Origin of the sequence: Bradyrhizobium sp. LTSP849, assembly GCF_000938255.1 — a bacterium.
Taxonomy (GTDB): domain Bacteria; phylum Pseudomonadota; class Alphaproteobacteria; order Rhizobiales; family Xanthobacteraceae; genus Bradyrhizobium.
Genome location: NZ_JYMR01000018.1, coordinates 374,588 through 400,314, shown reverse-complemented (window position 1 = coordinate 400,314; position 25,727 = coordinate 374,588). Strand labels below are relative to the sequence as shown.

Annotated in this window: 28 protein-coding genes and 1 riboswitch; of the genes, 17 read left to right on the top strand and 11 right to left on the bottom strand. The window is 64.8% G+C overall.

What is annotated here, in order from left to right; all coding sequences use genetic code 11:
- Positions 1-132: 132 nt before the first annotated feature.
- The 3 genes from UB31_RS15410 to UB31_RS15400 form a co-directional block, all read right to left on the bottom strand.
- The gene (locus tag UB31_RS15410) at positions 133-1,146 is read right to left on the bottom strand and encodes an IS5 family transposase (protein ID WP_050044708.1); all 1,014 of its coding nucleotides are present in this window, start codon (positions 1,144-1,146) and stop codon (positions 133-135) included.
- Between the two features lie 192 nt (positions 1,147-1,338).
- Positions 1,339-2,535: an MHYT domain-containing protein gene (locus tag UB31_RS15405; protein WP_045011425.1), complete on the bottom strand. Its 1,197-nt coding sequence runs from the start codon at positions 2,533-2,535 to the stop codon at positions 1,339-1,341.
- A gap of 102 nt (positions 2,536-2,637) precedes the next feature.
- The gene (locus tag UB31_RS15400) at positions 2,638-3,195 is read right to left on the bottom strand and encodes a 6,7-dimethyl-8-ribityllumazine synthase (RefSeq protein ID WP_045011424.1); all 558 of its coding nucleotides are present in this window, start codon (positions 3,193-3,195) and stop codon (positions 2,638-2,640) included.
- 76 nt (positions 3,196-3,271) lie between these two features.
- Positions 3,272-3,447: riboswitch (FMN riboswitch) on the bottom strand.
- Between the two features lie 422 nt (positions 3,448-3,869).
- On the opposite strand from UB31_RS15400, the gene UB31_RS15395 reads away from it, so the two are divergent.
- Both UB31_RS15395 and proC read left to right on the top strand, forming a co-directional pair.
- A complete protein-coding gene (locus tag UB31_RS15395) occupies positions 3,870-4,370 on the top strand; it encodes a type III secretion system chaperone family protein (RefSeq protein ID WP_045011423.1) in 501 nt (166 codons plus the stop codon).
- A 187-nt stretch (positions 4,371-4,557) separates the two neighbouring features.
- Positions 4,558-5,382, top strand: a complete 825-nt coding sequence (proC, locus tag UB31_RS15390) for a pyrroline-5-carboxylate reductase (RefSeq protein ID WP_045011447.1) — start codon at positions 4,558-4,560, stop codon at positions 5,380-5,382.
- Positions 5,383-5,385: 3 nt separating this feature from the next.
- On the opposite strand, the gene UB31_RS15385 is transcribed toward proC, so the two are convergent.
- From UB31_RS15385 to UB31_RS15370, 4 genes are all read right to left on the bottom strand, one after another.
- On the bottom strand, positions 5,386-5,778 hold the full coding sequence (locus UB31_RS15385) for a thioesterase family protein (protein ID WP_045003777.1): 393 nt from the start codon (positions 5,776-5,778) through the stop codon (positions 5,386-5,388).
- Between the two features lie 165 nt (positions 5,779-5,943).
- On the bottom strand, positions 5,944-6,210 hold the full coding sequence (locus UB31_RS15380; RefSeq protein ID WP_283806082.1) for a tautomerase family protein: 267 nt from the start codon (positions 6,208-6,210) through the stop codon (positions 5,944-5,946).
- 55 nt (positions 6,211-6,265) lie between these two features.
- Positions 6,266-7,756, bottom strand: a complete 1,491-nt coding sequence (gene hisS / locus UB31_RS15375) for a histidine--tRNA ligase (RefSeq protein ID WP_045011422.1) — start codon at positions 7,754-7,756, stop codon at positions 6,266-6,268.
- A gap of 242 nt (positions 7,757-7,998) precedes the next feature.
- Positions 7,999-9,081: a branched-chain amino acid aminotransferase gene (locus UB31_RS15370; protein ID WP_045011421.1), complete on the bottom strand. Its 1,083-nt coding sequence runs from the start codon at positions 9,079-9,081 to the stop codon at positions 7,999-8,001.
- A 337-nt stretch (positions 9,082-9,418) separates the two neighbouring features.
- Between UB31_RS15370 and UB31_RS15365 the strand changes: the two genes are divergently transcribed.
- Genes UB31_RS15365 through UB31_RS15355 form a run of 3 tightly spaced genes read left to right on the top strand, consistent with a single transcriptional unit; the run spans position 9,419 to position 12,099 of the window.
- Positions 9,419-9,961 (top strand): MarR family winged helix-turn-helix transcriptional regulator, encoded by a 543-nt coding sequence (locus tag UB31_RS15365; protein ID WP_045011420.1) that lies wholly within the window; start codon positions 9,419-9,421, stop codon positions 9,959-9,961.
- Positions 9,958-10,689, top strand: coding sequence for a response regulator (locus tag UB31_RS15360; protein ID WP_045003785.1), 732 nt, complete (start codon positions 9,958-9,960; stop codon positions 10,687-10,689). Before UB31_RS15365 ends, UB31_RS15360 begins: the two co-directional genes overlap by 4 nt.
- A gap of 24 nt (positions 10,690-10,713) precedes the next feature.
- Entirely contained in the window at positions 10,714-12,099 is a 1,386-nt protein-coding gene (locus tag UB31_RS15355) for an ATP-binding protein (RefSeq protein ID WP_045003787.1), read from the top strand.
- 99 nt (positions 12,100-12,198) lie between these two features.
- Here UB31_RS15355 and UB31_RS15350 read toward each other — a convergent pair whose 3' ends face one another.
- Together UB31_RS15350 and UB31_RS15345 are read right to left on the bottom strand one after the other, a co-directional pair.
- On the bottom strand, positions 12,199-12,729 hold the full coding sequence (locus tag UB31_RS15350; RefSeq protein WP_045011419.1) for a DUF3617 domain-containing protein: 531 nt from the start codon (positions 12,727-12,729) through the stop codon (positions 12,199-12,201).
- 63 nt (positions 12,730-12,792) lie between these two features.
- A complete protein-coding gene (locus UB31_RS15345) occupies positions 12,793-13,086 on the bottom strand; it encodes a hypothetical protein (protein ID WP_045003790.1) in 294 nt (97 codons plus the stop codon).
- 181 nt (positions 13,087-13,267) lie between these two features.
- Between UB31_RS15345 and UB31_RS15340 the strand changes: the two genes are divergently transcribed.
- The 4 genes from UB31_RS15340 to UB31_RS15325 all read left to right on the top strand — a co-directional run bounded on the left by UB31_RS15340 (position 13,268) and on the right by UB31_RS15325 (position 15,932).
- Positions 13,268-13,732 (top strand): hypothetical protein, encoded by a 465-nt coding sequence (locus tag UB31_RS15340; protein WP_045003792.1) that lies wholly within the window; start codon positions 13,268-13,270, stop codon positions 13,730-13,732.
- Positions 13,733-13,839: 107 nt separating this feature from the next.
- A complete protein-coding gene (locus UB31_RS15335) occupies positions 13,840-14,544 on the top strand; it encodes a ribonuclease T2 family protein (RefSeq protein ID WP_045011418.1) in 705 nt (234 codons plus the stop codon).
- Between the two features lie 61 nt (positions 14,545-14,605).
- Entirely contained in the window at positions 14,606-15,466 is an 861-nt protein-coding gene (locus tag UB31_RS15330; RefSeq protein WP_045011417.1) for a 23S rRNA (adenine(2030)-N(6))-methyltransferase RlmJ, read from the top strand.
- Between the two features lie 250 nt (positions 15,467-15,716).
- On the top strand, positions 15,717-15,932 hold the full coding sequence (locus tag UB31_RS15325; RefSeq protein WP_008544396.1) for a cold-shock protein: 216 nt from the start codon (positions 15,717-15,719) through the stop codon (positions 15,930-15,932).
- An 87-nt stretch (positions 15,933-16,019) separates the two neighbouring features.
- Here the strand turns inward: UB31_RS15325 and UB31_RS15320 are convergent, their stop codons facing one another.
- On the bottom strand, positions 16,020-16,643 hold the full coding sequence (locus UB31_RS15320; RefSeq protein ID WP_045011416.1) for an outer membrane protein: 624 nt from the start codon (positions 16,641-16,643) through the stop codon (positions 16,020-16,022).
- Positions 16,644-16,893: 250 nt separating this feature from the next.
- On the opposite strand from UB31_RS15320, the gene uvrC reads away from it, so the two are divergent.
- The 7 genes from uvrC (at position 16,894) to UB31_RS15285 (ending at position 23,176) form a co-directional block, all read left to right on the top strand.
- Positions 16,894-18,957, top strand: a complete 2,064-nt coding sequence (gene uvrC / locus UB31_RS15315; RefSeq protein ID WP_045011415.1) for an excinuclease ABC subunit UvrC — start codon at positions 16,894-16,896, stop codon at positions 18,955-18,957.
- A 96-nt stretch (positions 18,958-19,053) separates the two neighbouring features.
- Positions 19,054-19,671, top strand: a complete 618-nt coding sequence (gene pgsA / locus UB31_RS15310) for a CDP-diacylglycerol--glycerol-3-phosphate 3-phosphatidyltransferase (RefSeq protein WP_045011414.1) — start codon at positions 19,054-19,056, stop codon at positions 19,669-19,671.
- Positions 19,668-19,919 carry a molybdopterin converting factor subunit 1 gene (gene moaD / locus UB31_RS15305; RefSeq protein WP_045011413.1) on the top strand — a complete coding sequence of 84 codons (252 nt, stop codon included), beginning with the start codon at positions 19,668-19,670 and terminating at the stop codon, positions 19,917-19,919. The genes pgsA and moaD overlap by 4 nt, the downstream gene beginning before the upstream one ends.
- A gap of 4 nt (positions 19,920-19,923) precedes the next feature.
- The gene (locus UB31_RS15300; protein WP_045011412.1) at positions 19,924-20,406 is read left to right on the top strand and encodes a molybdenum cofactor biosynthesis protein MoaE; all 483 of its coding nucleotides are present in this window, start codon (positions 19,924-19,926) and stop codon (positions 20,404-20,406) included.
- On the top strand, positions 20,406-21,365 hold the full coding sequence (gene prmB / locus UB31_RS15295; protein WP_045011411.1) for a 50S ribosomal protein L3 N(5)-glutamine methyltransferase: 960 nt from the start codon (positions 20,406-20,408) through the stop codon (positions 21,363-21,365). The genes UB31_RS15300 and prmB overlap by 1 nt, the downstream gene beginning before the upstream one ends.
- 92 nt (positions 21,366-21,457) lie before the next feature.
- Positions 21,458-22,045, top strand: a complete 588-nt coding sequence (locus UB31_RS15290; RefSeq protein ID WP_045011410.1) for a phage holin family protein — start codon at positions 21,458-21,460, stop codon at positions 22,043-22,045.
- Entirely contained in the window at positions 22,046-23,176 is a 1,131-nt protein-coding gene (locus UB31_RS15285) for a YihY/virulence factor BrkB family protein (protein ID WP_045011409.1), read from the top strand. It abuts the gene before it with no gap.
- A 12-nt stretch (positions 23,177-23,188) separates the two neighbouring features.
- Here UB31_RS15285 and UB31_RS15280 read toward each other — a convergent pair whose 3' ends face one another.
- On the bottom strand, positions 23,189-24,031 hold the full coding sequence (locus UB31_RS15280) for a class I SAM-dependent methyltransferase (RefSeq protein ID WP_045003815.1): 843 nt from the start codon (positions 24,029-24,031) through the stop codon (positions 23,189-23,191).
- A 120-nt stretch (positions 24,032-24,151) separates the two neighbouring features.
- Between UB31_RS15280 and UB31_RS15275 the strand changes: the two genes are divergently transcribed.
- Positions 24,152-25,702, top strand: a complete 1,551-nt coding sequence (locus tag UB31_RS15275) for a winged helix-turn-helix domain-containing protein (RefSeq protein WP_045011408.1) — start codon at positions 24,152-24,154, stop codon at positions 25,700-25,702.
- Positions 25,703-25,727 lie beyond the last annotated feature (25 nt).

The window sequence follows — 25,727 nt, the reverse complement described above, 5'->3', positions numbered from 1 at the left end:
GCGAGGGCTTTGCTTAATTGGCCGTGCGGGAGTGAGGCTCGATGTGGGGCATTTTTTTGTGTGGCCTCGGATGGCGAGCGAACGCAGACGGCCTTGTTTTCGTGGCCGATCGATGGCGTTGGGCTACGGCAGTCACGCCACACCTCCCGCGGGACACAGCACCGCCCATCGTTTGAGGTTCATGGCCAAGCAGAGAAGACGCAGATGGGTATGGTTGCGTGCCAAGCCCAGATAGCGAGCGCGCGCCCAGCCGTAAACGCCCTTGAGGCGCGCAAAGACCTGCTCGACCGGCGCGCGGCGGCGTCCCACGGCGTCGTTGAAGCGCTTCTTCCGCTCGGTCAGGGGATGATGCTTGTTGGGCCGGAACATCAGCCGCGGCTTGATGCCCCGGGCAGCCAGCCCGGCGCGGCGCTCGTGCTTGTCATAGGCCTGGTCGGCGTAGACCGCCTTCTCGTCGCCGCTGATCAATTCATCGGCCGGCACCGTATCGTTGACCGCAGCGTCGGTCAGCTTACTGCGACGGATGATCGCCGAGCACTGGTCGACACCGACATGCGCCTTGTAGCCGAAGTATCGCTTGCCACCCTTCTTGGTCCATCGCGCATCCGCATCGCGCTCGCTGTTGACCAGCTTGCTCGGCGCGCGCCCGTCTGGGCCGGGCGGCAGCGGGTCCTTTGGCGGCTTCGGCGGCTTCACCGCCGCCGGGATCAGGCTGGCGTCGATCAATGTGCCTCGACGCAGCACCAGCCCGCGCGCGTCGATCTGGCGCAGCATCTCGGCAAACAGCGTCTCGTCCAGACCGGCCTGCTGCAAAGCTTCGCGGAAGCGCCAGATCGTCGTATGGTCGGGCGTCTCGTCGCCCAGCGCAAAGCCGCAGAAGTCGCGGAAAGAGGCCCGGTCATCGAGCGCTTCTTCCAGTTCCGGATCGGACAGCCCGTACCATTGCTGCAACAGCACAGCCTTGAACATCACCAGCCGAGGATAGGCCGGCGCGCCACGCTCAGGTTCCGGAAGGCCGCACAGCACGCGCTCCACAGCCCCCCAATCGACCAGTTCGCAAATCCGCCTCAGCACCGCACCGCCTTTCCCACGCCGCGACGCCAGCGCATCTGCGAAGCTCGGTTGCCCAACCTGCCGATATGCCATCCCAAGACCCTCTTCAGATCTCTCTTAGTGAATCGCAGATTCGCGATTTGTGCAAAGCCCTCGCCTGCGGGGGAGGTCGGCGCGAAGCGCCGGGTGAGGGCTCTCTCCTCATAGGGACTATCCCGTTGCGGAGACACCCTCACCCCAACCCTCTCCCGCAGGCGGGAGAGGGAGTGCACCTCCAATGGAGATCTACGCGTGCCGCCGGTTCACCAGCCCCAGCCTTGCCTTCACCTCGGCGATCTTCGCCCGGCTCACGGGCACCCGGTGCGGGGACGGGCCGTCGAGCTCGAGCACGGCGCCGTCGCCCTCCCTGCGGACCAGCGCGACATGGGGAATCGCGACGATGTGGCTGCGATGCACCCGCAGGAACAGCGAGGGATCGAGCTGTGCCTCGGCTTCCGAGATCGACCAGGGGCACATCCGCTCGCGGGTGCCGTCATGCACCCGCGTGTAATGCGCGTCGGCGCGGACGCTGCGGACGTCGGCCGTGTCGATGAAGTGCGTGCCGTCGGCGCCCTCGACCGGCAGCCGCGGAACGGGCGCGCGCGGCGGCTGGCCGAGACCGCCGAGCGGCGCCGGCATCGGCCGCGGCGATGCAGACGCCTGAGTCATCGGCTCCGGCGCGACGGACGGGGAGATCGGATCGACCATCACCGCAGTCGCCGCCTGCCGCCGTTGGTCCGGGACGAGTGAGAGCAGGAAACCGGCCGCGATCACGAAGCAGAGCACGGCAACCACGATGGACAGAATTTGCTGCGACGCGGCAAGGCCGCCGCCGAGATGCTGATGCCCGCCGGCCGTCAGCGGCTCGAAATGCATGCCGAGCATCGCCGTGTAATGCATGCCGGAAACCGCAATGCCGAAGGCGATCGAGCTGACGATCAGGCGAACGCCCTCCTGCTGCGCCAGAAAAGCGCGCAAGCCGCCATAGGCGGTGACAACAGCGACCAGGACCGACAGCAGCACCATTGTCCGGTCGTGCGCGATCGCAAAGGGCCCGGCAAGACCATGGATTCCGACGTAATGCATGCTGGCGATGCCGACGCCGAGCAGCACGGCCGACGATGCCACCCTCTTTAATGACGGCTCGCCGATCGAGACGAAGAACAGGGAGATGCCGACCACCAGCGCGCAGATCAGGAACGAGATGATGGTGGGCAGGACCAGATAGACGGTGTCCGGCGGCAGCGGCGCGGCCAGCATGCCGACGAAATGCATGGTCCAGATGCCGACGGCCAGAAACGCCGCCGCACCCGCGAGCAGCATGCGATTGCTGACGCCGGGCGTGTTGCGGATGCGAGCCGCAAGCGCAAAGCCGGTATAGCCACCCAGGCTCGCGATCGCCACAGAGAGCGCGACGAGATAGGGATCGTGTCCTTCGAACATGATCTTGTCGGCCGCCCCGTCTCCACGGCACGGCCTCCTCCCGCCGCCGACTTTATAGGGACGGCAGCGGGATTGACAATCAGCGGCGTGTGAGGGGAGCGCTTACACAATCCCCGCCGCGACCTGGCCGCGCAGGCGCTCCAGGCCGAGCAACGTCTCCGCACAGGCTGCCGCGACCTCGACGCCCTTGATCGCAAAGTGCCTGCGGAAGAAATCGTAGTGCACTTCGGTCTCGTGGAATTGCTGCGGCGTCAGCACCGCCGAGAACACCGGCACCTCGGTGCGGAGCTGCACGTCCATCAGTGCCTTGATCACGGTGTCGGCGACGAACTCGTGGCGATAGATGCCGCCGTCGACGACGAGGCCCGCCGCGACGATCGCGGTGTAGCGCCGGGTCTTGGCGAGGATCTGCGCGTGCAGCGGGATCTCGAACGAGCCCGGCACCTCGAACACGTCGACATGGGTGAGGTGACGCGCTTCGGCCTCCTTCACGAAGGCGATGCGGGCCTCCTCGACCACGTCGTGGTGCCAGCAGGCCTGCACGAACGCCACCCGCTGCGGTTTTGCGAAGCGCGGGTGTTCAGGCGCCGGACCCTGCGGAACCGGCGGTTGTGTGACTTGAGAGGTTTCGGTTTGGGGATCTTGCAACATCTGATTCATGGCTTTCCTCAGTTAAGGACCAGAATCAGGGCACACGGAACGACAAACAGCCGCATCTTGCGATGCGTCTGCCACCGACCGTTCTCTTTCATCCGGACTTTAACCGTCGGCTTCGGAGTTGCACCGAATCTGCTGACCCTTCCCTTTGGGAATATCCCTTTCTCAGGAATATCCTTGGGGAAGGCGCTCGCGGGCTTAGGCCTTTCGACCCTTACCGCCGGTGGGGACTTTCACCCCGCCCTGAGAACATCGGCCGTTCGGAATGAACGACCTGACCGGAAATATGACGCCGGTCCGTGGCCACAGCAAGCCTGTTCCGCATGGGAAATCCGCATGGTCCCATGCCGCCATGGAGGTTCTCTTGGGGGTCCGGCCCTCGCGCGGCGGAATTAACGATTGGGCGCTTCCTGCGAGTCCGATTCCGATTTGTTCTTTTCGTTAATAATTATGGCGGAGATGAGCTGTGGACGAACGAGTCCTGACTTGTGGACGGACTCGGCAGCCGGTTGCGCAGATTCCGCAAATCACATCAGTTGATCCGCGACAAGCCCGCGCTGATCCCGGGATCGCAACAGCGACTCCTAATGGATCGCCTTAGCGATATTTAAGGGAGCGCGCGCCGGACCAACTGCGTGCGTATCAAAGACAACAAAAAGGCAAGAGGTCGAGACGGCATGTCCCTGCTCGAAGGCACTATTGATTCCCGAAATCACCCGCTCGCGGTGGTCGAGGATATTGCTGCCAGCAACAACTGGCCGTTCGAACGCTCCGGCGAAGACGAACTCACGATTGTCTCGAAGGGACAATGGACCGACTACCAGATCTCCTTCACCTGGATGGGCGAGATCGAGGCGCTGCATCTGGCCTGCGCGTTCGACATGAAGGTTCCGGTCGCACGCCGGCCGGAGGTGCAGCGGCTCGTTGCCGCGATCAACGAGCAGTTGTGGGTCGGGCATTTCGACCTGTGGACCAACACCGGCATGATCATGCACCGCCAGGCGCTGGTGCTGCCGGGCGGGCTGACCGCCTCGACCGCGCAATGCGAAGCCATGCTCGCCGGCGCCATCCACGCCAGCGAGCGCTATTTCCCGGCGTTCCAGTTCGTGGTGTGGGCAGGCAAGTCCACGACGGAAGCGATGGACGCGGCGATGTTCGACACGGCGGGCGAGGCGTAGGGCACCGCTCAAAGGAGTGAGAGCCGCATCTCCCTCCTCACCGTCGTCCTGGCGAAAGCCAGGACCCATACCGCGTGATTTCTCCGTATCGCGCGATGCTTGTTGCTCATCCCTTCATCCACTAGAACCACTCGTGGTTATGGGTCCCGGCCTTCGCCGGGACGACACTGAATTTGTGGTGACCACGATGGCGAACAGCACTCTCCAAAACATCACCGGCACCATCCTTCTCGCCGGCGCCGGCAAGATGGGCGGCGCGATGCTGACGGGGTGGCTTTCGGGCGGGCTCGATCCGCGCCGCGTCGCGGTGATCGATCCGCACCTCTCGCCCGAGATCAGCGCGCTTGCCGCGAAAGGCGTTGCGCTCAATCCTGATGTGAAGGCGGCAGGTCAGGTCGAGACGCTCGTCGTCGCGGTCAAGCCGCAATATTTTCGCGAGGCCGGCGCCGGGCTGAAGCCATTCGTCTCGGAGAAGACCTCGGTGGTGTCGATCATGGCGGGAACCACGATCGCCTCGCTTCAGGACGTTTGCGGCGGCGCCGTGGTGCGCGCGATGCCGAACACGCCGGCTGCCATCGGCCGCGGCATCACAGTGGCGGTTGCGGCGAAGAACGTCAGCGCGCATCAACGCGCAGTGGCCGATGCACTGTTGCGCGCCACGGGCTCAGTCGAATGGGTCGAGGACGAAAGCCTGATGGATGCGGTCACCGCCGTCTCCGGCTCCGGCCCGGCCTATGTGTTCCTGCTCGCCGAAGAGCTCGCGCGCGCCGGCGTCGAAGCTGGTCTGCCCGAGGCGTTGGCGACCAAGCTTGCACGCGAGACCGTCGCCGGCTCCGGCGAGCTTTTGCACCAATCGGAGCTTCCCTCCAGCACGCTGCGCCAGAACGTCACTTCCCCCGGCGGCACCACCGCCGCAGCCCTCGGCGTGCTGATGGGTGAGCCCGGCCTGCGCGATCTGATGATCCGCGCGATCGCGGCCGCGACGCAGCGGTCGAAGGAATTGGCGAAGTAGCGGCTACGCCCCCAACCGCTTGTTGAACATCTCGACATTGACGAGACCGCGCGCATGGCGGCCCTCGCCGAGCTTGCGCGTGCCCTCGAACGCCTCGACCTCGAAGCGGATGATACGGCGTTCGACCGCAACCACCTTCGCTGTGGTCCGCACTGTTGCACCAACCAAGGCTGCCGCAAGATGGCGGATGTCGACCTCGGTGCCGACGGTGACCCAGCCCGGCCTTAGCGCCGCGCGGATCGCGTCGCCCGATGTCATCTCCATCTCCAGGATCATCATCGGGGTCGCATAGACCATGGGCATACCGGGCACGAAATGCCCGACCGTGCGCTCCACCGGCACCACCAGCGTGCGCTCAGCGCTCATGTCGATTGTGATGAAGTCGCGTGCGTCCATGGTGCCTCACACACGGTGTCGTCCCGGCGAAGGCCGGGACCCATAGCCACAGGCCGCAGTTTGGCGAAGGCTCGGAGTTTCCTGCTTGCGCCCACAACCGCTCCCTGGGGTTATGGGTCCCGGCCTTCGCCGGGACGACAGTCTTGGATGCCGCGCTAACCGTCGCTACTTCTTCGCCGCCGCCGCGCGCTCCACAAAGGTCTTGCCGCCCTTCATCTTGTGGGCGAGCGGAGCTTCGTTGATCTGGATGACGACGGCATCGGCATCGACGCCGAGATTCTTCACCAGTGCCTGGGTGATGTCGCGCATCATGCCGGCCTTCTGTTCATCGGTGCGGCCCACGGCCATGCTGACGGTGATCTCAGGCATTGTATTCTCCCTGCTGCGTTCGTCATGGCCGGGCTTGTCCCGGCCATCCACGTTCTCTTCCATCAAACAGGACGTGGATGCCCGGGACAAGCCCGGGCATGACGCTGCCTGCGAATGGCTAGCCCCAGCTCACGTCATGGCGCGCCAAGACCTCGCGCACCTTTGCGACGAGATCGGCTTCGCTGCACGAGAATTGCGCCGGGCGGCTCTCGCGCCATTCCTGGTTGGAGGCGATGGCGGCGGCCGCCTTCGCGCCCTCGACCAGATCCTTGATCTGCACCTCGCCGCGCGCCTTTTCATCCGAGCCCTGGATGATGACGCAGGGCGCGTTGCGGCGGTCGGCATATTTGAGCTGGTTTCCCATATTCTTGGGATTGCCGAGATAGAGCTCGGCGCGGATGCCGGCGGTGCGCAAGGACGCGACCATCGTCTGGTAATCGGCGACGCGGTCGCGGTCGAACACGGTGACGACGACGGGCCCGAACTCGGGCCGCGTATCGAGCTTGCCGAGCAGCGTCAGCGCGGCCTGGAGCCGCGACACACCGATCGAGAAACCGGTCGCCGGCACCGGCTCACCGCGGAAGCGCGAGACGAGGCCGTCGTAGCGACCACCGCCGCCGACGGAGCCGAACCGCACCGGGCGGCCCTTCTCGTCCTTGGTCTCGAGCAGGAGTTCGACCTCGTAGACGGGACCGGTGTAATATTCGAGGCCGCGCACGACGGAGGGATCGATCTTGATGCGGTCCGGACCATATCCGGAAGCTCTCACAAGCCGCTCTATTTCCTCCAACTCTTCGCGGCCCTGCTGACCAACTTTGCTGTCACGCAGCCGCAAGTCAATCTGAGCAATTTTCTCGTCGGCATCATCAACTTGCTCGATGACACTCGTGACCAAGACAATATCAGCAGGCTTTAGTCCCGCGCCCTTTGTAAAGTCACCAGACTCATCCTTTCGACCTTCGCCTAGCAGTTGCTGGACTCCGGCAAGACCAAGCCGATCGAGCTTGTCGATCGCGCGCATAACCGTGAGCCACTGACCATCGTCGGTGATTCCGAGCGCGTCGCGCACGCCATCAAGCACCTTGCGGTTATTGACCTTCACCACATACTGGCCGCGCTGAACGCCAAGGGCCTCCATCGTGTCCGCGGCCATCATGCAAATCTCGGCGTCCGCCGCCGGCGTCGCCGAACCGACCGTATCGGCGTCGAACTGCATGAACTGGCGGAAGCGGCCGGGGCCGGGCTTCTCGTTGCGGAACACGTAGCCGACGCGATAGCTGCGGTAGGGCAGAACCAGACCGTCGGTCCCGTATCGCTCGCCGACGTAGCGGGCGAGCGGCGCGGTCAAATCGTAGCGCAGCGAAATCCACTGCTCGTCGTCGTCCTGGAACGAGAACACGCCCTCGTTCGGACGATCCTGATCGGGCAGGAATTTGCCGAGCGCATCGGTGTATTCCATCGCCGGTGTCTCCACCGGCTCGAACCCGTAGAGCTCGTAGACAGCGCGGATCTTCTCGACCATCTCGCGGGTCGCCCGGATCGCGGCGGGATCGCGATCCTCGAGACCGCGCGGCAGCCGCGCCTTCAATTTCTGGGGTTTTTTGGTCATGTCGCTCGTTGCAAGCTTTGAAAGTCAACGTTGACTTACAGCATAAACGTTGGCTGACAACCCTGAAACGGCGCTTTTCACCTCGCCCCGCTTGCGGGGAGAGGTCGGAATGCGCGCGGAACGCGCGGATTCCCGGTGAGGGGGACTCTCCGCGAATCCGTCTTTCACCACCCCCGCGGAGACTCCCCCTNCCCTCACCCTACCCTCTCCCCGCAAGCGGGGAGAGGGGAAGAGATCGAGACTCAAATCACCTTTTTGATCCAGCTGTGCGGATCGTTGGTGCGGCCGTACTGGATGTCGACGAGCTGCTTGCGCAGGCCCATGGCGACGGGGCCGGCGACGCCGCCGCTGATCTCGAAATCGCCGCTCACCGAGCGCACCTTGCCGATCGGCGAGATCACGGCGGCGGTGCCGCAGGCAAAAGCTTCCTTCAGCTTGCCGCTGGCCGCATCCTCGCGCCACTGGTCGATCGAATAGGACTCCTCGCGCACGGTCTTTCCCGCATCCCTGGCGAGCGCGATGATGGAGTCGCGGGTGATGCCGGGCAAAATCGTGCCGAGCGGCGGCGTCGAGAGCGAGCCGTCGTCGAACACGAAGAAGACATTCATGCCGCCGAGCTCCTCGATGTAGCGGCGCTCGATTGCGTCGAGGAAGACGACCTGATCGCAGCCGTGCTGGATGGCTTCGGCCTGCGCGCGCAGGCTCGCGGCATAGTTGCCGCCGCATTTGACGGCGCCCGTGCCGCCAACCGCGGCGCGCGTGTAATTCTCCGACACCCAGATCGACACCGGCGCAGGCCCGCCCTTGAAATAGGAGCCGACCGGCGAGGCAATCACCGCGAAGATGTATTCGGACGACGGCTTCACGCCGAGGAAGGTCTCGCTCGCGATCATGAAGGGCCGCAAATAGAGGCTGCCCTCGCCGCCCGGCATCCAGGCGCGGTCGATGCGCACGACCTGCGCGACCGCCTCGATGAAGACGTCCTCGGGGACCTGCGCCATCGCCATGCGGTCGGCCGAATCCTTGAAGCGCCGCGCATTCGCGTCGGGACGGAACAGGTTCACGCCGCCGTCGTCGCGCTTGTAGGCCTTCAGCCCTTCGAAAATTTCCTGCGCGTAGTGCAGGACGGCACCGGCCGGATCGAGCTGGAAATTGGCGCGCGCCTCGATGCGCGCCTCATACCAGCCGCCCTTGGCCTGGTTGTAGCGGACGATCGCCATATGATCGGTGAAGACCCGCCCGAAGCCGGGGTCCACCAGCTTGGCCACGCGGTCCTTTTCGGAGGTCGGATTGGATGCGGGCTGGATGTCGAATTTCATGCTCATGTCCTTGGCTCCCGCTGCCGATGGCGGCGCTGTTCTGGCGCCGGCCTGCCCTGTTCGGGCCCGGCTGGCTTGATTAGGTTCCTGGCCGGACCACCGCCAGCCTTGTTACGGCCGGTTTCCGTGGCCAGCATGTCGCCGAGGACATGCTTTTGCGGAAGGCGGAAGTCCAGTATGTTTTGCCGAAATGCCGCTCGACAATCGTACGGTAGATCTGATCCGGCCGTCGCCGCCTGTTCGGCACTCTCCGGCCGCCCTTGAAACTGCCACCCGACGCGAAACGATCTAAAATTTCGTGCGGGCTGATCGTTTTGTAACATTGAACCCAAGATACGTCAATATGCCTGACATAAATTTCGCGACTCCCTCTCATGACGTTGCCGAGACCAAGCCGGCCGCGCCCGAAGGAAGCAATTTGCGCTGGGATATCATCGAGCTGCTGTTCTTCGCCTATCGCGATTTCGTCGGCGATCCCGACCAGGAGCTGGAGGCATTCGGCTTCGGCCGGGCCCATCACCGCGTCATCCACTTCGTCTATCGTTATCCCGGGCTCAAGGTCGCCGACCTCCTCGATGTCCTGCGCATCACCAAGCAATCGCTCGGCCGCGTGCTCAAGCAGCTGCTGGACGAGGGCTACATCGTGCAGAAGACCGGCGACAACGATCGCCGCCAGCGCCTGCTTTACACAACACCCAAGGGCGAGGCGCTGGTGCAGAAGCTCGCGGGCCTCCAGACCACGCGGATCACCAAGGCGCTGGCCGAGATGGCGCCGCAGGATGCCGAGACCGTCAAGCGCTTCCTGCGCGCGATGATCGACCGCGAGGATCCGGACAAGGTGCTGGAGACGATCTTCGCCACCGTCAATCAAGACGCAAAGGAGTGACTGTGCCGCTCGCTGCCACGCTCGCCCGCCCGCCGGCGCAACCGGCCGACGATGCCCCGCACCTCCTGCTGGTCGACGACGACCGCCGCATCCGCGATCTGTTGTCGCGCTTCCTCGCCAGCGAAGGCTATCGCGTCACCACCGCCGCAAGCGCGGGCGATGCGCGCTCAAAACTGTTGGGCCTGCATTTTGACCTGTTGATCCTCGACGTCATGATGCCCGGCGAGACCGGCTTCGATCTTGCCCGCTTCATCCGGACATCTTCATCGGTGCCGATCGTGATGCTGACGGCGCGCCATGAAGCCGAAGCCCGCATCGAGGGCCTGCAAATCGGTGCCGACGATTACGTGGCAAAACCGTTCGAGCCGCGCGAGCTCGCGCTGCGCATCAACAACATCCTCAAGCGCGCCGCGCCACCGCCGCAGGCCGCATTGGTCGAGAAAATCGCATTCGGCCCCTACATCTATCATCTCGATCGCGGCGAGTTGCGCCAGGGCGAGGAGGTCATCCACCTCACCGACCGCGAGCGCGAGATGCTGCGCATCCTGTCGGAGGCGCCAGGCGAGACCGTGCCGCGCAGCGCGCTGACCGGCAATGGCAGCGTCAACGAACGCGCCGTCGACGTGCAGATCAACCGCTTGCGGCGCAAGATCGAGACCGACCCCGCCAATCCCCTGTTCCTCCAGGCGGTACGCGGCATCGGCTACCGGCTGGTGGCCTCGCCATAAGATCAGAGCGGTGAAACACGACCAATGAGCACGATTGACACCGGCCTGACGCTGCTCCGAAGCGCCGCCGGGCGCGTCTCCGCCGCCAATGGCTGGATGGGCAATGCGTTCAAGGGCTGGATGCCGACCGGTCTCTATGCCCGTGCGCTGCTGATCATGATCGTGCCGATGGTGATCCTCCAGACCGTGGTCGCCTTCGTGTTCATGGAGCGGCACTGGAACACGGTGACGCGGCGCTTGTCGCAGGCCGTGGTGCAGGACGTCGCCAGCCTCATTGACGTCTACAAGGGCTATCCGCAGGACAAGGACCGCGCGCAACTGCGCCGCATCGCCGAGCGCATGCAGCTCGTGGTCGATTTTCTTCCCGTCGGCGACATGCCGCCACCCGGACCAAAGCCGTTCTTCTCGCTGCTCGACCAGACGCTGTCGGTGCAGCTCGGCCGCCAGATCGGGCGCTCGTTCTGGATCGACACGGTTGGCCGCTCCAACCTCGTCGAGATCCGCATCCAGCTCGACGATGCCGTGATGCGCGTGTTCGCCCAGCGCAGCGCCGCCTACGCCTCGAACTCAGAAATTTTCCTGTTCTGGATGGTCGGCACGTCGTCGATCCTGCTGATCGTCGCGGTGCTGTTCCTGCGCAACCAGATCAAGCCGATCCTGCGGCTTGCCGACGCCGCCGAAAGCTTTGGCAAGGGCCGCGAGGCACCGAACTTCAGACCGCGCGGCGCGCGCGAGGTGCGGCGCGCAGCGGTCGCATTCCTGGAGATGAAATCGCGCATCGAGCGCACGATGGAGCAGCGCACCGCGATGCTCGCCGGCGTCAGCCACGATCTGCGCACCATCCTGACCCGCTTCAAGCTCGAGCTGGAGCTGATCGGCGACAGCCCCGAACTGGAGGGCATGCGCAAGGACGTCGACGAGATGTCGATGATGCTGGAGGACTACCTCGCCTTTGCCCGTGGCGATTCCGGCGAGCAATCGCAGCCGACCGACATGGCGCAGGCGCTCGAGGAGCTGCGCAGCGACGCCGAACGCCACGGCCATACCGCGACCGTGACCTTCCACGGCCTGCCCGTGGTGACCGTGAAGCCGGCCTCGTTCAAGCGCTGCCTCGCCAACCTTGTCACCAACGCCGCGCGCTACGGCAAGAGCATCGCCATCACCGGCCAGCGCGATCACCGCTATCTGACCGTCACGGTCGATGACGATGGTCCCGGCATTCCCGCCCATTTGCGCGAAGAGGTGTTCAAGCCGTTCCTGCGGCTCGACAACGCCCGCAACCAGGACGAAGGCGGCACGGGCCTGGGGCTCGCGATCGCCCGCGACATCGCCCGTTCCCATGGCGGCGACATCACGCTCGGCGACAGCCCGATGGGCGGATTGCGCGCAAGCGTGCGGATTCCGGTGTAGCCGAACGTAGCCCGGATGGAGCGAAGCGTAATCCGGGACTTTACACGACGGAGATAGTGTCCCGGATTTTGCTTCGTTCCATCCGGGCTACGATCCTACTTACTTTGGCAGCAGCGCTTTCAGCTTGTCGACGTCGCGCACGTTCATCTTGAAGCCGCCGGGCATCACGATGTCGCCGGGCTTCTGATCGGGTTTGCAGGCGCCAAGCCATTTCGCTTCGAGCGTCATGGTCGTGTCGCGCCCTGCGCTGCCGGCCGGGCCGCCCTGTGCATGCGAGGAGGTCTTCACCGTGTAGGCCGAGTTGAAGTCGCCGACGATCTCGGCATGCGAGGTCGTGGTCATGCCGGCGACGTTGCACTCGGAATCGCTGACATAGCCGGTCGACGTCTTCTTGATGTCCTGCTTGGAGCAGATCTGCTTGGCCATCGGGGAGACGTTGTTGTTCATCTCCTTGTCGACGGTCTCGTCGGTGCAGTGCTGCATGGTCATTTCCGGCATCGCCGAGCCGCTCCTGACCATCTTCAATTCCCACAGGCCGGCCTTGCGCACCGGCATATCGTCGGCGCGAGCCGCGCCTGCCGACAACACGAGGCAAACGACTGATCCGAGCAAAGCAAGCTTGCGCGTCATGCGAGAGACTCCCGGCTGAGATGTCTTCTTTTCTCGGCGTTATCCTGGCGCTACGAGAACGTCTCAGTAGAGCGTGCGGATCGGCCGGTCGGCCGCGCCATAGGGCACCCAGCGGCAGGCAAACGAGATGTAGCCGCCCTCATAGGCCTGCACCGCAAGGAATTTGACCACCTTGTCGTACCGCGCGCAGTGATCGACCGCGAGCTGCCGCGCATCGGCCTGGGCCGCCAGCGAATAGGCGATGATGCCGCCGGTGTCGTTGCCCTTGAAGGGTGGCACCGGCAAAATATCGGCGCGCGCCGACTGGCTCGCCATCAGTCCCAAGGCAAGAAGGCCCGCGGCCGCAATGATTCGCATTCCCGTCACTCCGATTGGTTGGCGGTAGTTTACGGTGCCGGCGCGGCGGTGGAAAGAACCGAACGCCGGCTGCTGCGACGTTCCGGTCAACTCGTGGCTAAGTGTTGCCGCGCTGCACTTGACCTGCCCCGGCCTTCGCGGCACCGTTCGGCCTCCGCAGATCATGCTGTCTGGATTGCCCATGCGCGCCTCGACCTCACTGAAATCGCTCCGTTTTGCCGCTGTGCTCGGCCTCATGTTCGGGGCGCTGTCGCTCGGTGAGGCCCGGGCCGCCAATCCGCTGGAGCTGAACTTCTGGCTGAGCGGGCCGCGTTATGACGGCCGTGTCGCCGATTGCGAGAAGGCGCTGCCGACGATCGCCACCCAATTCTGGGAGAAGGAAAGCTCCTTCTGGAATTCGTCGTTGAAGATCGAGGGCTTCTCGGCCGTCCACGAGACCGCGTTCCGGCCCTGGGCGTCCGACAATATTCCGCGCCGCTACTGCTCCGGCGAGGCCATGCTCAATGATGGCAAGATGCGCAAGGTGCACTTCTCGATCATCGAGGATGGCGGCTTCGCCGGTTACGGGCAGGGCGTCGAATGGTGCGTGGTCGGGCTCGACCGCAACTGGGCCTACAATCCGTCCTGCCGCGCGGCAAAGCCCTGATTCGGACCCGATCAAGCGGCCCGAACCGTGGTCGCTCGAAATTTGTTCTTGAAATGTTCTTATCGCCTGCTAGGCTCTTTTGCACAGTCTAGTTGAGGGGCGTCGCCATGTTTCATTCCAGATTGCATTCGTTCTCCCGCCTGATGATCTCGCTGATCCTTGCTCTCCCGCTTGCGGCCGGGCTGGTTGGGCTCGCCGGCAGCGCGACAGCGCAGGACAGGCGGCAGAACACGCCCGGCGAATTCGATTTCTATGTGCTGTCGCTGTCCTGGTCGCCCTCGTTCTGCGAGGAAGCGGCGGAGCGCGGCGGGCGCTCGCAGATCCAGTGCGGGGGACGGCCCTACGCTTTCGTGGTGCACGGCCTGTGGCCGCAATATGAGAACGGCTTTCCGGAATATTGCCAGCGGCCGTCGCCGCGGCTGAACCGCAACATCGTCTCCTCGATGCTCGATTTGATGCCGGCGCCGGGCCTGATCTTCAACGAATGGGACAAGCACGGCACCTGCTCCGGGCTCACCGACCGCAATTATTTCGAGACCATCCGCAAAGCCCGCGCCGCGATCAAGATTCCGGCCGAGTATCTCGACCTGTCGCAGGCCAAGACGGTGGCCCCGGCCGAGGTCGAGGAAGCCTTCATCAAGGCCAATCCCGGCTTGAGCAATGCCGCCGTCTCGGTGACCTGCAACCGGACGCGGCTCTCCGAGGTCCGCATCTGCCTCAGCAAGGATTTGCAATTCCGCGCCTGCGAGGAGATCGACCGCCGCGCCTGCCGCCGCGACCAGCTGACGATGCCGCCGATCAGGGGTGGATAGAGCCGCACCGCCCCGGAATGACAGCAGTTACTTTCATCGCACGATGTCGTAACTCTGCACCATGAACTACCGTCACGCCTTTCACGCCGGCAGCTTCGCCGATGTCATCAAGCACATCGTGCTCGCGCGCATCCTGACCTATTTGCAGGACAAGCCGGCCGCGTTCCGCGTCATCGACACCCATGCGGGCGCCGGCCTCTATGATCTCGAGAGCGATGAGGCGAAGCGCGGTGGCGAGTGGCTGACGGGGATCGCGCGGCTGATGCAGGCGCGCCTCTCGAACGACACCATCGCGCTGACGAAGCCCTATCTCGACATCGTCCGCGCCTACAATCCGAAGGGCGAGCTCAAGGCCTATCCGGGCTCGCCGCTGATCGCGCGCGGCCTGATGCGGCCGCAGGATCGCCTCGTCGCCTGCGAGCTCGAGCCGAAAGCGCGAAAGGCGCTCATCGACGTGCTGCGCCGCGATGAACAGGCCCGCGTGGTCGATCTCGACGGCTGGGTCGCGCTGCCGGCCTTCGTGCCGCCGAAGGAGCGCCGCGGACTCGTGCTGATCGACCCGTCCTTCGAAGCGAAGGACGAGTTCGAAAAGCTGGGCGCGGCCTTCTCCACAGCCTTCGCGAAATGGCCGACCGGTATCTATGTAATCTGGTATCCGGCCAAGAGCCGCCGTGCCACCGACGCGCTGGCGCAATTGGTGGCGCGGACCGCAGCCTCAGCAAAGTCGCCGGCAAAATGTCTGCGGCTCGAATTCAGCGCCGCACCGCAGATTGACGGCGCACCGCTCACGTCCACCGGGCTGTTGATCGTCAATCCGCCCTATACGCTGCAAGGCGAGCTGAAGACGATCCTGCCCGAGCTGGAAATGCCGCTCGGCCAGGGCGGCGCTGCCAGATTCCGATTAGAGGTGCCGAAGCCGTAACACTCCGGCATTCTTGGGAAAAATATGCAGTAACCGTAGTCAATCTGCAAAGAACCGTATTATGCTGTTTCCGTGACTGGCTTTACGTTCCGCTTCCGCGAATGGTTGCGGCGGAGTGAAGGCCTAAGAAAGATCCAGTCGGACCGAATGGTCTGCCCAAGGATGGCCAGCTCCCGGGCTTCGTAAGGCCCGGTCATGCCGCGACGCGCGTCTGCGTTGTGGCGGAGGAGCAATGAGGGGGAGTTTCCCGATGGCCATGACGGGAACGGTCAAGTTCTTTAACGGCGAGCGCGGCTACGGCTTTATCAAACCGGACGACGGCGGTCGCGATGTCTTCGTTCACATCACCGCTGTGGAGCGAGCGGGACTGAAGGATCTTGCCGAAGGACAGCGTATCACATTCGAGGTCGAACCGGACAAGAAGGGGAAGGGGCCAAAGGCGGTCAATTTAGTGATCCTCTCCTAGCGGGCCTCACTCAAAAAAATCTGGCGCAAAAAAATCCCGGCCGCGAGCGGCCGGGAGGCTGTTGTCCGGTATTTTCTTATTCGCCTATCAGAAGTGATAGTTCACGCCTGCGCGCACAACGCTGGCGCTATAGCCGTTTGACACGCCTGTAATTGCGAACTGGCTCGTCGACAGATCGATGTAGAGGTATTCGAGCTTCGCGCTCCAGTTCGGCGCGAAGCCGACTTCCGCGCCAACACCGGCGGTCCAGCCGGCGGTGGTGTGCGACTCCGTCCAGCCGAAGGTCTGCGCGCGGAGTTCGCCGAAGGCGAGGCCGGCGGTGCCGTAGAACAGGACGTTGCTGAAGGCGTAGCCAGCGCGGCCGCGCAAGGTGCCGAACCATGGATTGGAGAACTTCCACGGCGCGAAAGTGTCGTCGGCACCAGCGGCCTGGATGTCACCCTCGACGCCGAATACCCACGGGCCGCTCTGGAAATTGTAGCCGGCCTGCACGCCGCCGACGAAGCCGGAGGGCTTCACGGGCGTGTTGCTCACCGAGCCCCACTCGTAGCCGACATTGGCGCCGATATAGGGGCCGGCCCAGCTATAGGAATTGAGCGGCTGATTGACGGTATAGGGCGCACGCTGCCCGTAACTAAGATCGGCGGCCTCTGCCGAAGCTGTCCAGCCGGCTGCAACCAACGCGGCTGCGCCCACAACGAACCTCTTCATGGGTACTCTCCAACGCAACTACCACCCCGTGCGATGCCTGCACCGCCGCGCAAGGCAAAACCGCATGGTTACGGAACCAAGAACTTTTCGCGTAAGATTTATCGAGAGTTTTAAGTTAAAGGCCTGTTAAGACCCGTTACCGCGCTGTTAACAGACTTAAGGAAGCGTTACCGGGAACTGCGGCCGCCATCCTGTGCGTGCGGCATTGCCGGAACTTCAAATCGGCACCCTCAGCGCCTAAATTCGTCCCATGGTTCACGATTCCCCCGACAATCCGGACGACGCGCGCGCGCGCAAATCGCCGCGCGGCACCGCACCGGACGCCCTGCCCGAGGGGCTGACGCCGCCGGACCTCGATCCCGCCACCGCGAGCGGCGACGACGAGGACGATGCGCGGCTGCCGGACATCCTGGAAGAGACGGGCGCGGTCGGCGAAGAGCCATTGGCGACCGGCCATGAGGCGATCGAGCGTGCGGTCCGGCTCGCCCCGACCTCGCCCGGCGTCTACCGCATGCTCGCTGCGAACAGCGACGTGCTCTATGTCGGCAAGGCCAAGAACGTCAAAAAGCGCCTGTCCAACTACGCGCGCCTCAGTGCGCCGCAGCCGGCGCGCATCCTGCGCATGATCGCGGCGACAGTCTCCGTGGAGATCGTCTCGACCACGACCGAGACCGAGGCGCTGCTGCTCGAGGCCAACCTCATCAAGCAGCTCCGCCCGCGCTTCAACGTGCAGCTCCGCGACGACAAGTCGTTTCCCTACATCCTGATCACTGGCGACCATTGGGCGCCGCAGATCCTGAAGCATCGCGGCGCGCAGAGCCGCCCCGGGCGTTATTTCGGCCCGTTCGCCTCCGCCGGCGCGGTCAACCGCACCATCACGGCGTTGCAGCGCGCGTTCCTGATCCGCTCCTGCACCGATTCCTTCTTCGAGAGCCGCTCGCGGCCCTGCCTGCTCTACCAGATCCGCCGCTGCGCCGGCCCCTGCACCCGCGAGATCGACTTCCCCGGCTATACGACGCTGGTGCGCGAGGCGACCGACTTCCTGTCCGGCAAGAGCCAGGCGGTGAAGCAGGAGCTCGCGGGCGAGATGGAGAAGGCCTCCGGCGAGCTCGAATTCGAGAGCGCGGCGCTCTACCGCGACCGCCTCGCTGCGCTCTCGGCGATCCAGTCGCAGCAGGGCATCAATCCGCGCACGGTGGAGGAAGCCGACGTGTTCGCCATCCACCAGGACGGTGGCTTCTCCTGCGTCGAAGTATTCTTCTTCCGCACCGGCCAGAACTGGGGCAACCGCGCTTATTTCCCGCGGGCAGAGAAGACCTTTACGCCGGAAGAGGTGCTCGGCTCCTTCCTCGCCCAGTTCTACGACGACAAGCCGCCGCCAAGGAACATCCTGCTCTCGCACGAGATCGAGGAGAGCGAGCTGCTCGAAAACGCCTTGTCGATCAAGGCCGGCCACAAGATCGAGGTCTCCACGCCGAAGCGCGGCGAGAAGAAGGAGCTTGTCACCCACGCCCTGACCAATGCGCGCGAGGCTTTGGGCCGCAAGCTCGCCGATACCGCGACCCAGAGCCGCCTGCTCGACGCGATGGCGACGACGCTCAGCCTGCCGCATCCGCCGAAGCGCATCGAGGTCTACGACAACAGCCACATCCAGGGCACCAATGCGGTCGGCGCCATGATCGTCGCCGGTCCGGATGGTTTCGTGAAGAACCAGTACCGCAAGTTCAACATCAAGTCGGAAGGGCTCGCGCCCGGCGACGACTACGGAATGATGCGCGAGGTGCTGGAGCGCCGCTTCAAGCGCCTGATCAATCCGCCCGAAGACGGTGCGACCAAGGCCAAGGACGACGACTTCCCGCAATGGCCCGATCTCGTGGTCATCGACGGCGGCCGAGGCCAGCTCAACGCCGTTCGGGAGATTTTTACAAATCTCGGGCTGACCCAGGTGTCGCTGATGTCGGTGGCCAAGGGACCGGACCGGGATGCCGGCCGCGAGACCCTGTTCATGCCGGAGCGCGAGGCGATCAAGCTGGAGCCGCGCGACCCCGTGCTCTATTTCATCCAGCGGCTGCGGGACGAGGCCCACCGCTTCGTCATCGGCTCGCACCGCAAGCTGCGCAAGAAGGACATCCGCGAGGCCGGTTTGCAGGAGATTCCGGGCATCGGCCCGTCACGCAAACGTGCCTTGTTGCATCATTTCGGAACCCTGAAGGAGATCGAACGGGCCTCGATCGCCGATCTTGGCAAGGTTCCGGGGGTGAGCGCCGAGAGCGCTCGCAGGATTTTCGACTATTTCCATCCCCAGCCGGGGTGAACTAAAGGGAGCCGCGGTCATATGGTCGTCGCATGCCGCACCCCATTTGGGAGCGGGATAGTTGACCTTCAGGCCACAGCGGTATTGGTAGGACGGATGAACATCGCCACGACACGAGGGACAACCAGCCGCGCGATGTCCCTCCCGAACATGCTGACCTATGGCCGGATCGCCGCGATCCCGGTCGTGGTCGGCTGCATCTATGCGCAGTCGATTCTGGATCAGCCGCTGTGGCTGCGCTGGGTCGCGGTCGCCATTTTCATCGCGGCCGCAGTGACCGATTACCTCGACGGCTATTACGCGCGGATCTGGAATCAGCAATCGGCGTTCGGCCGGATGCTCGACCCGATCGCCGACAAGCTGCTGGTCGCATCCTGCCTGCTGATGCTGGCTGCCGACGGCATCATCCATGGCTGGTCGCTGTGGGCCGCCATCGTGATCCTGTGCCGCGAGATCCTGGTCTCGGGCCTGCGGGAATATCTCGCCGCGCTGCGCGTCAGCGTGCCCGTGACCAACCTTGCCAAGTGGAAGACGACGGTTCAGCTCGTTGCGATCGGCTTCCTGCTCGCTGGCCCGGCCGGCGACGAGGTGGTGCCGATCGTCTCGATGATCGGACTGGCGCTGCTGTGGGCCTCGGCCATCCTCACCATGTACACCGGCTACGACTATTTCCGTGCCGGCATCCATCACCTCATCAAGGAGGATGAGGGATGAAGCTGAAATACTTCGCCTGGGTGCGCGAGCGCATCGGCATGGCCGAGGAGACCATCGAGCCTCCGGGAAGCGTGCGCACCGTGGAGGAGCTGATCGCCTGGCTGTCCGGCCGGAGCGAGGCCTACGCCTATGCGTTCGAGAAGCCGAAGGTCATCCGCGCCGCGATCGACCATACCCACGTCAAGTCGGACGCCGCGATCGCCGGCGCCCGCGAGATCGCGTTCTTCCCGCCGATGACCGGCGGCTAGGCCCATGACCTCCCCTGCCACCGCCGGCGCCGTAACCATCCGTATCCAGGAAGACGATTTCGACATCGCGCGCGAAATCGCGGGCCTGACCAGGAGCCGCACCGATATCGGCGCGGTCGTGAGCTTCTCCGGCATCTGCCGCGCCGACGAGGACAGCGCGAAGATTTCAGCGCTCACGCTCGAGCATTATCCAGGGATGGCCGAGGACGAGATCAAGCGCCATGTCGACGAGGCCATTTCGCGCTGGCCGCTCAACGGCGTCACCATCATTCACCGCGTCGGCCGCTTCATGCCCGGCCAGAACATCGTGCTGGTGCTGACCGCCTCGCAACACCGCAAAGCGGCGTTCGAGGCGGCCGAGTTCTTGATGGATTACCTCAAGACCAGCGCACCGTTCTGGAAGAAGGAAGAGAGCGCCACCGGCACCGGCTGGGTCGAGGCCCGGGCCCGCGACGACGAGGCCGCCGCTCGCTGGACCCGATCCTGATGGCAAGAGCATCCAAAAAGACCGCGCGCAGCCGCGCCGCGCCAAAACTCGCCAAGGTCGGCCGTGGCGAGCTTCTGACGCTGCTCGATTTCGTCCGCTACGCGGTGAGCCGCTTCACGGAGGCCAAGCTCGCCTTTGCCCATGGCACCACCGACCCCGTCGCGGAAGCGGCCTTCCTGGTCTGCGAAGCGCTGCATCTGCATCCCGACCAGTTCGAGACCTTTGCCCACGCGCGCGTCACGGCGGCGGAAGGCAAGACCATCCTCGATCTCATCCACAAGCGCGTCACCACGCGCAAACCGGCCGCCTATCTCGTCAACAAGATCTACATGCGCGGCCTGCCCTTCTATGTCGACGAGCGCGTCATCGTTCCGCGCTCCTTCATCGGCGAATTGCTGGAGTCGCATTTCGGCGGCGATGGCGAGGCTGGCTCGCTGATCGACGATCCCTCGTCCATCGAGCGCGTGCTCGATCTCTGCACCGGATCCGGGTGTCTGGCGATCCTTGCCGCGCATCATTTCCCGAACGCCGCCGTCGATGCGGTCGACATCTCCAAGGGCGCGTTCGAGGTTGCGACACGTAATGTCGGGGAGCACGGGCTCGATGAGCGCATCACGCTCTATCGCGGCGATTTGTTCGCGCCGCTCGGCGATGCACGTTACGACCTGATCATCACCAACCCGCCTTACGTCGACGCGGAAGGCATGGCGGCGCTGCCGCCGGAATGCCGGGCCGAACCGAAGCTCGCCTTCGACGGTGGCGCCGACGGCCTCGACGTGGTCCGCCGCATCCTGCGCGATGCGCCCGACCGTCTCACGCCGGACGGCGGCCTCATCTGCGAGATCGGCCGCGGCCGCGACTTGGTCGACGAGGCCTTCCCGGAACTGCCGCTGCTCTGGCTCGACACCGAGGAATCCGAGGGCGAGGTGTTCTGGATCGCGGCGGCCGATCTCGGCTGATCCGCAACGGCGGGCGCGCTCCGGCGGAACAAGTCAAACGCCGCCACGTTCATCCCCGAATAAGGGTTTTCGACTTTCAGAGGGATGTCCGCATGCTTGCGCCATCGGGCGAATTGCTGCGCGCCGGCTTGGCGCTCAAGCTCAACCACGTCAAACGCGCCACACAATCCTATGTTCGCGACCGAACGAACCACGCAACCGGCAAGGTAACCTCTTACGCAGTGGCCGGCGGACTGTTCGCGGTGGCGGCCCTATTCGTCATCGCAGCCTTTTTCGTCGGCCTGATCGCGCTGTACCGTTGGGTTGCACTCACTTATGGACAATTCTGGGGGTTCGGCGCGGTCGCCGCCGTGCTTCTGGTGCTGGCCGCGATCTGTGCCGGCGCGGCCATGGCTCAGATGAATCGCAAGACCAGGCCGATCGTGCCGCTCGCCAGCCGCCTGCGCGTGGCGGTCGTCACCCCACGCATTCCGCGCGGAACGGTCGGGCAGGCCCTGAAGGAGGTCGCGACGACGATTCCGCTGGTACCGCACGCGCCGGGCGAACGAGGCCATGGCGGCAAGGCGCGGCCGGTTCGCGCCAACGGCCCGGTGCGGCTCGGCGTCATGATCGCCGCTGTCGGGTTGCTGGGCTTCGCGGCAGCGCGCCGCAAGCGCGGCAGGCATGGACTGGACGCCTGAATGCGTGCGGGGCGCTCCGACCAGCTCGACAGTTGGGTCCTGGTCGCCGCCACGGCAATCTTCGTGCTGACCGCGAAGCGCTACTTCGAGGACTCCGGGTTCGTCCGATCCGGACCTCCGCAAGACCACCGGAACAATGAGGCAAATTCGCCGGAAACAAACCCTGCGGGCGCAGCGATGCAGCCCGGCCACGGCCGTCGCGCGAGAAGCCCGTTCAGGATTCCCTGGGCTGGCTGGAAGGATATTTTCTGGCGCACCTATCAGCGCATCGACGACGATCGCCTGCTGGCGACTGCAGGTGGCGTCGTTTTCTTCGGGCTGCTCGCGGTCTTTCCCGCAGTGACGGCGCTCGTCTCGTCCTACGGACTGTTCGCCGATCCCTCCAGGATCAGCGCCAACCTTCAGACGCTGGCGATGATGCTGCCCGAGGGCGCGTTCCAGATTGTCGAGGATCAGGTTGCGCGCGTCGTATCAAATGGCAATACAGCGCTCGGCATCACCTTCCTGTCCGGCCTGGTGCTCGCGATCTGGAGCGCCAATGCCGGCGTCAAATCCATCTTCGACGCCCTCAATGTCGCCTATGAGGAACGCGAGAAGCGCAGCTTCATCCGGCTGAACCTGATTTCTCTGGCCTTCACGATCGGCGCTATCGCAGCGTTGCTTTTGATGGTGGCTGCCGTGGTCGCGTTCCCGCTCGCGCTCGATCATCTCGGCATCGCCCCGGAGAGCCAGCTGATCGCCGCACTCGCACGCTGGCCGCTGCTGCTCGTCATCCTGCTCGCGGCGCTCGCGATCCTCTACCGCTTCGCACCCAGCCGCGACGCACCGCGCTGGCAATGGCTGAGCATCGGCGCGGTGACAGCTGCCCTCCTCTGGATCGCCGGCTCGGCGCTGTTGTCCTGGTACCTGTCGAAATTCGCGAATTACAACGCGACCTACGGCTCGCTCGGCGCGGCGATCGGCTTGATGATGTGGATGTGGATGTCGGCGATTGTGATCATGTTCGGGGCCGAGCTGAACTCCGAGGTGGAGCGGCAGACTCTGCACGACACGACCACCGGGCGGCCCAAGCCGCTCGGCAGTCGCGATGCCGTATCAGCCGATACGGTCGGCGCCGCGGCGCCGAGCTGACCGAACTCCGCCTCAGCGCTTGGTGATGACGGCTTCGAGATACTCGCTATGCACCACCACCGTGCCGTCATCGGCGTGGTTAAACTCGGCGAGCAGCGTCATCAGATCGCGCTTCAGCGCAGCCTGGCCGGTCTCGTCGAGCGCGGCGAAGGCTTTCAGCATCGGGCCGTAGAACGACTTGAAGACCTCGAGCCAGTGCTCCGGCGAGCGATAGCGGAACACGAACATGCGTGGCTCGGCGGCGATCTCCGAGGCCTGGCTTCCGAACATCTCCTGAAGCCGCGCCGGCGTGCCCCACAGGGCCGGTGACTTCACACCCGCCGGAGGCGGCAAATGCTTGCCGATGGTCTTGAAGAGCTGGCCGATGAAGCCCTGCGGCGTCCAGTTGGCGAGGCCGATCTTGCCGCCGGACTTGCAGACCCGCGCGAGTTCTGACGCCGCCTTGTCCTGGTCCGGCGTGAACATGACGCCGAAGGTCGAGACCACGACATCGTAGCTGGCATCCGGAAACGGCAGCGCCTCGGCGTCTGCCTCGCGGAATTCGATCGTCAGATGCTCGGCTGTCGCCCGCTCGCGGCCACGCTTGAGCAGCTCCGGCACATAATCGGTGGATGTGACGTCGCACCAGCGCCGCGCCGCGGCCAGTGTCACATTGCCGTTGCCGGCGGCAACGTCCAGCACCTTGCTGCCGGCGCGCAAATCCAGCGCCTCGCAGAGCTGCTCGCCGACGATCTGCAAGGTGGTGCCGACGACGGCATAGTCGCCGGACGACCAGGCGCCGTGCTGGCGCTGCTTGACGGCGACGAGATCGGGTTGGACTGTGGCCTGCGCGCTGAGCGCTGCGGATGTCGACATGGCAATCTCCTGCGGTTGAAACTGCCGGGACGATAGGGCGCTGGCGGTTCGCTGGCCTTGAGAGTGGCGTTATTTTACGCTGAGAGTACCTTGATTTCCGGGCAGGAGCCGAGGCAAGGCGTGGCGTTTCAATTCGAGGATTTTGTGCTCGATCCCGAGCGCCGCGAATTGTGGCGGGCGGATATGCTCGTCGCGCTCGAGCCCCAGGTGTTCGATCTCCTGCTCTATCTGATCGGCAACCGCGAGCGCGTGGTGACGCGGGACAATATGCTCGATGCTGTCTGGAACGGCCGCGTCGTCTCGGAATCAACGCTGACCAGCCGGATCAACGCGGCACGGCGCGCGGTCGGGGACACCGGCGAGGAGCAACGGCTGATCCGCACCGTCGCGCGCAAGGGCGTGCGCTTCGTCGGCGAGGTCACAGAACTCTCCGCCATGGCCACGCCAGCTGTGGCCGACCCGGCGCCGACAGGATTGCCGCTGCCCGACCGTCCCGCAATCGCCGTGCTGCCCTTCACCAACATGAGCGGCGAGGCCGAGCAGGATTATTTCTCCGACGGAATTAGCGAGGACATCATCACCGCGCTGTCGAAGCTGCGCTGGTTCTTCGTCATCGCGCGCAACTCCTCCTTCATCTACAAGGGCCGCACGGTTCATTTGCGCCAAGTCGCCGAAGAGCTTGGCGTTCGCTATGTCGTCGAAGGCAGCGTTCGCAAGGACGGCGACCGTGTCCGCATCACCGCGCAGCTCAACGACGTCGCCACCGGCAGCCATCTCTGGGCCGAACGCTACGACCGCGAGCTCGCCGACGTCTTCGCCGTGCAGGACGAGATCACCGAAGCGATCGTCGCCGCGATCGAGCCGCAGCTCTATGCCGCGGAGAATTTTCGCGCCCAGCGCAAGCCGCCCGACAGCATGGACGCCTGGGATCTGCTGATGCGCGCGCTGTCGCACTATTGGCGGGTGACGCGGCAGGACCACGTGGTGGCGCAGGCCCTGCTCGAAAAGGCCATCGCGCTCGACCCGAACTACGGCAAGGCGCTCGGGCTGCTCGGCACCAGCTACATGTTCGCGGCGCATATGGGCTGGATGGAGATGGCCGCCGCGATCTCCGTCGCCGAGCGCGCGGCGCGTGCCGCGATTCGCGCTGACGACGAGGATGCCTGGGCGCATAATGCGCTCGGTCATGTTCATCTGTTCGCGCGGCGGTTCGACGACTCGCTGGCCGAGTTCGAGACCGCGCTGCGGCTCAATCCAAACTTTGCGCTGGCGCAGGGTTATTACGGCCTGGCGCTCGGCTATTGCGGCCGCTGGCGGGACGCCGACGCGGCCGCGCGCCGGGCGATCCGCCTCAGCCCGCGCGACCCCTACGCCCCGGTCTATTTCGGCATCGCCGCCTATGCCCGCTTCCTCGGCGGCGATTATGAGGAGGCGATCCGGCTCGCGCAGGAAGCCTTGCGCCAGCGCAGCGACTTCGTCGGCGCGCACCGGGTGCTGACCGCGGCGGCCGCCATGGCGGGTCACGGCACGATCGCCAGCGTCGCGCTGAAGGAACTCCGCCGCGCCCAGCCGAACGTCTCGCTGGCCTGGATCGCCGAGTTCATGCCTATCAGGCTCGCCCCCGACCGTGAGCGCTACCTGGAAGGCTTTCGCCGGGCTGGCCTGACTTGAGCCGCGAACAGGCCGCTATCCCCTC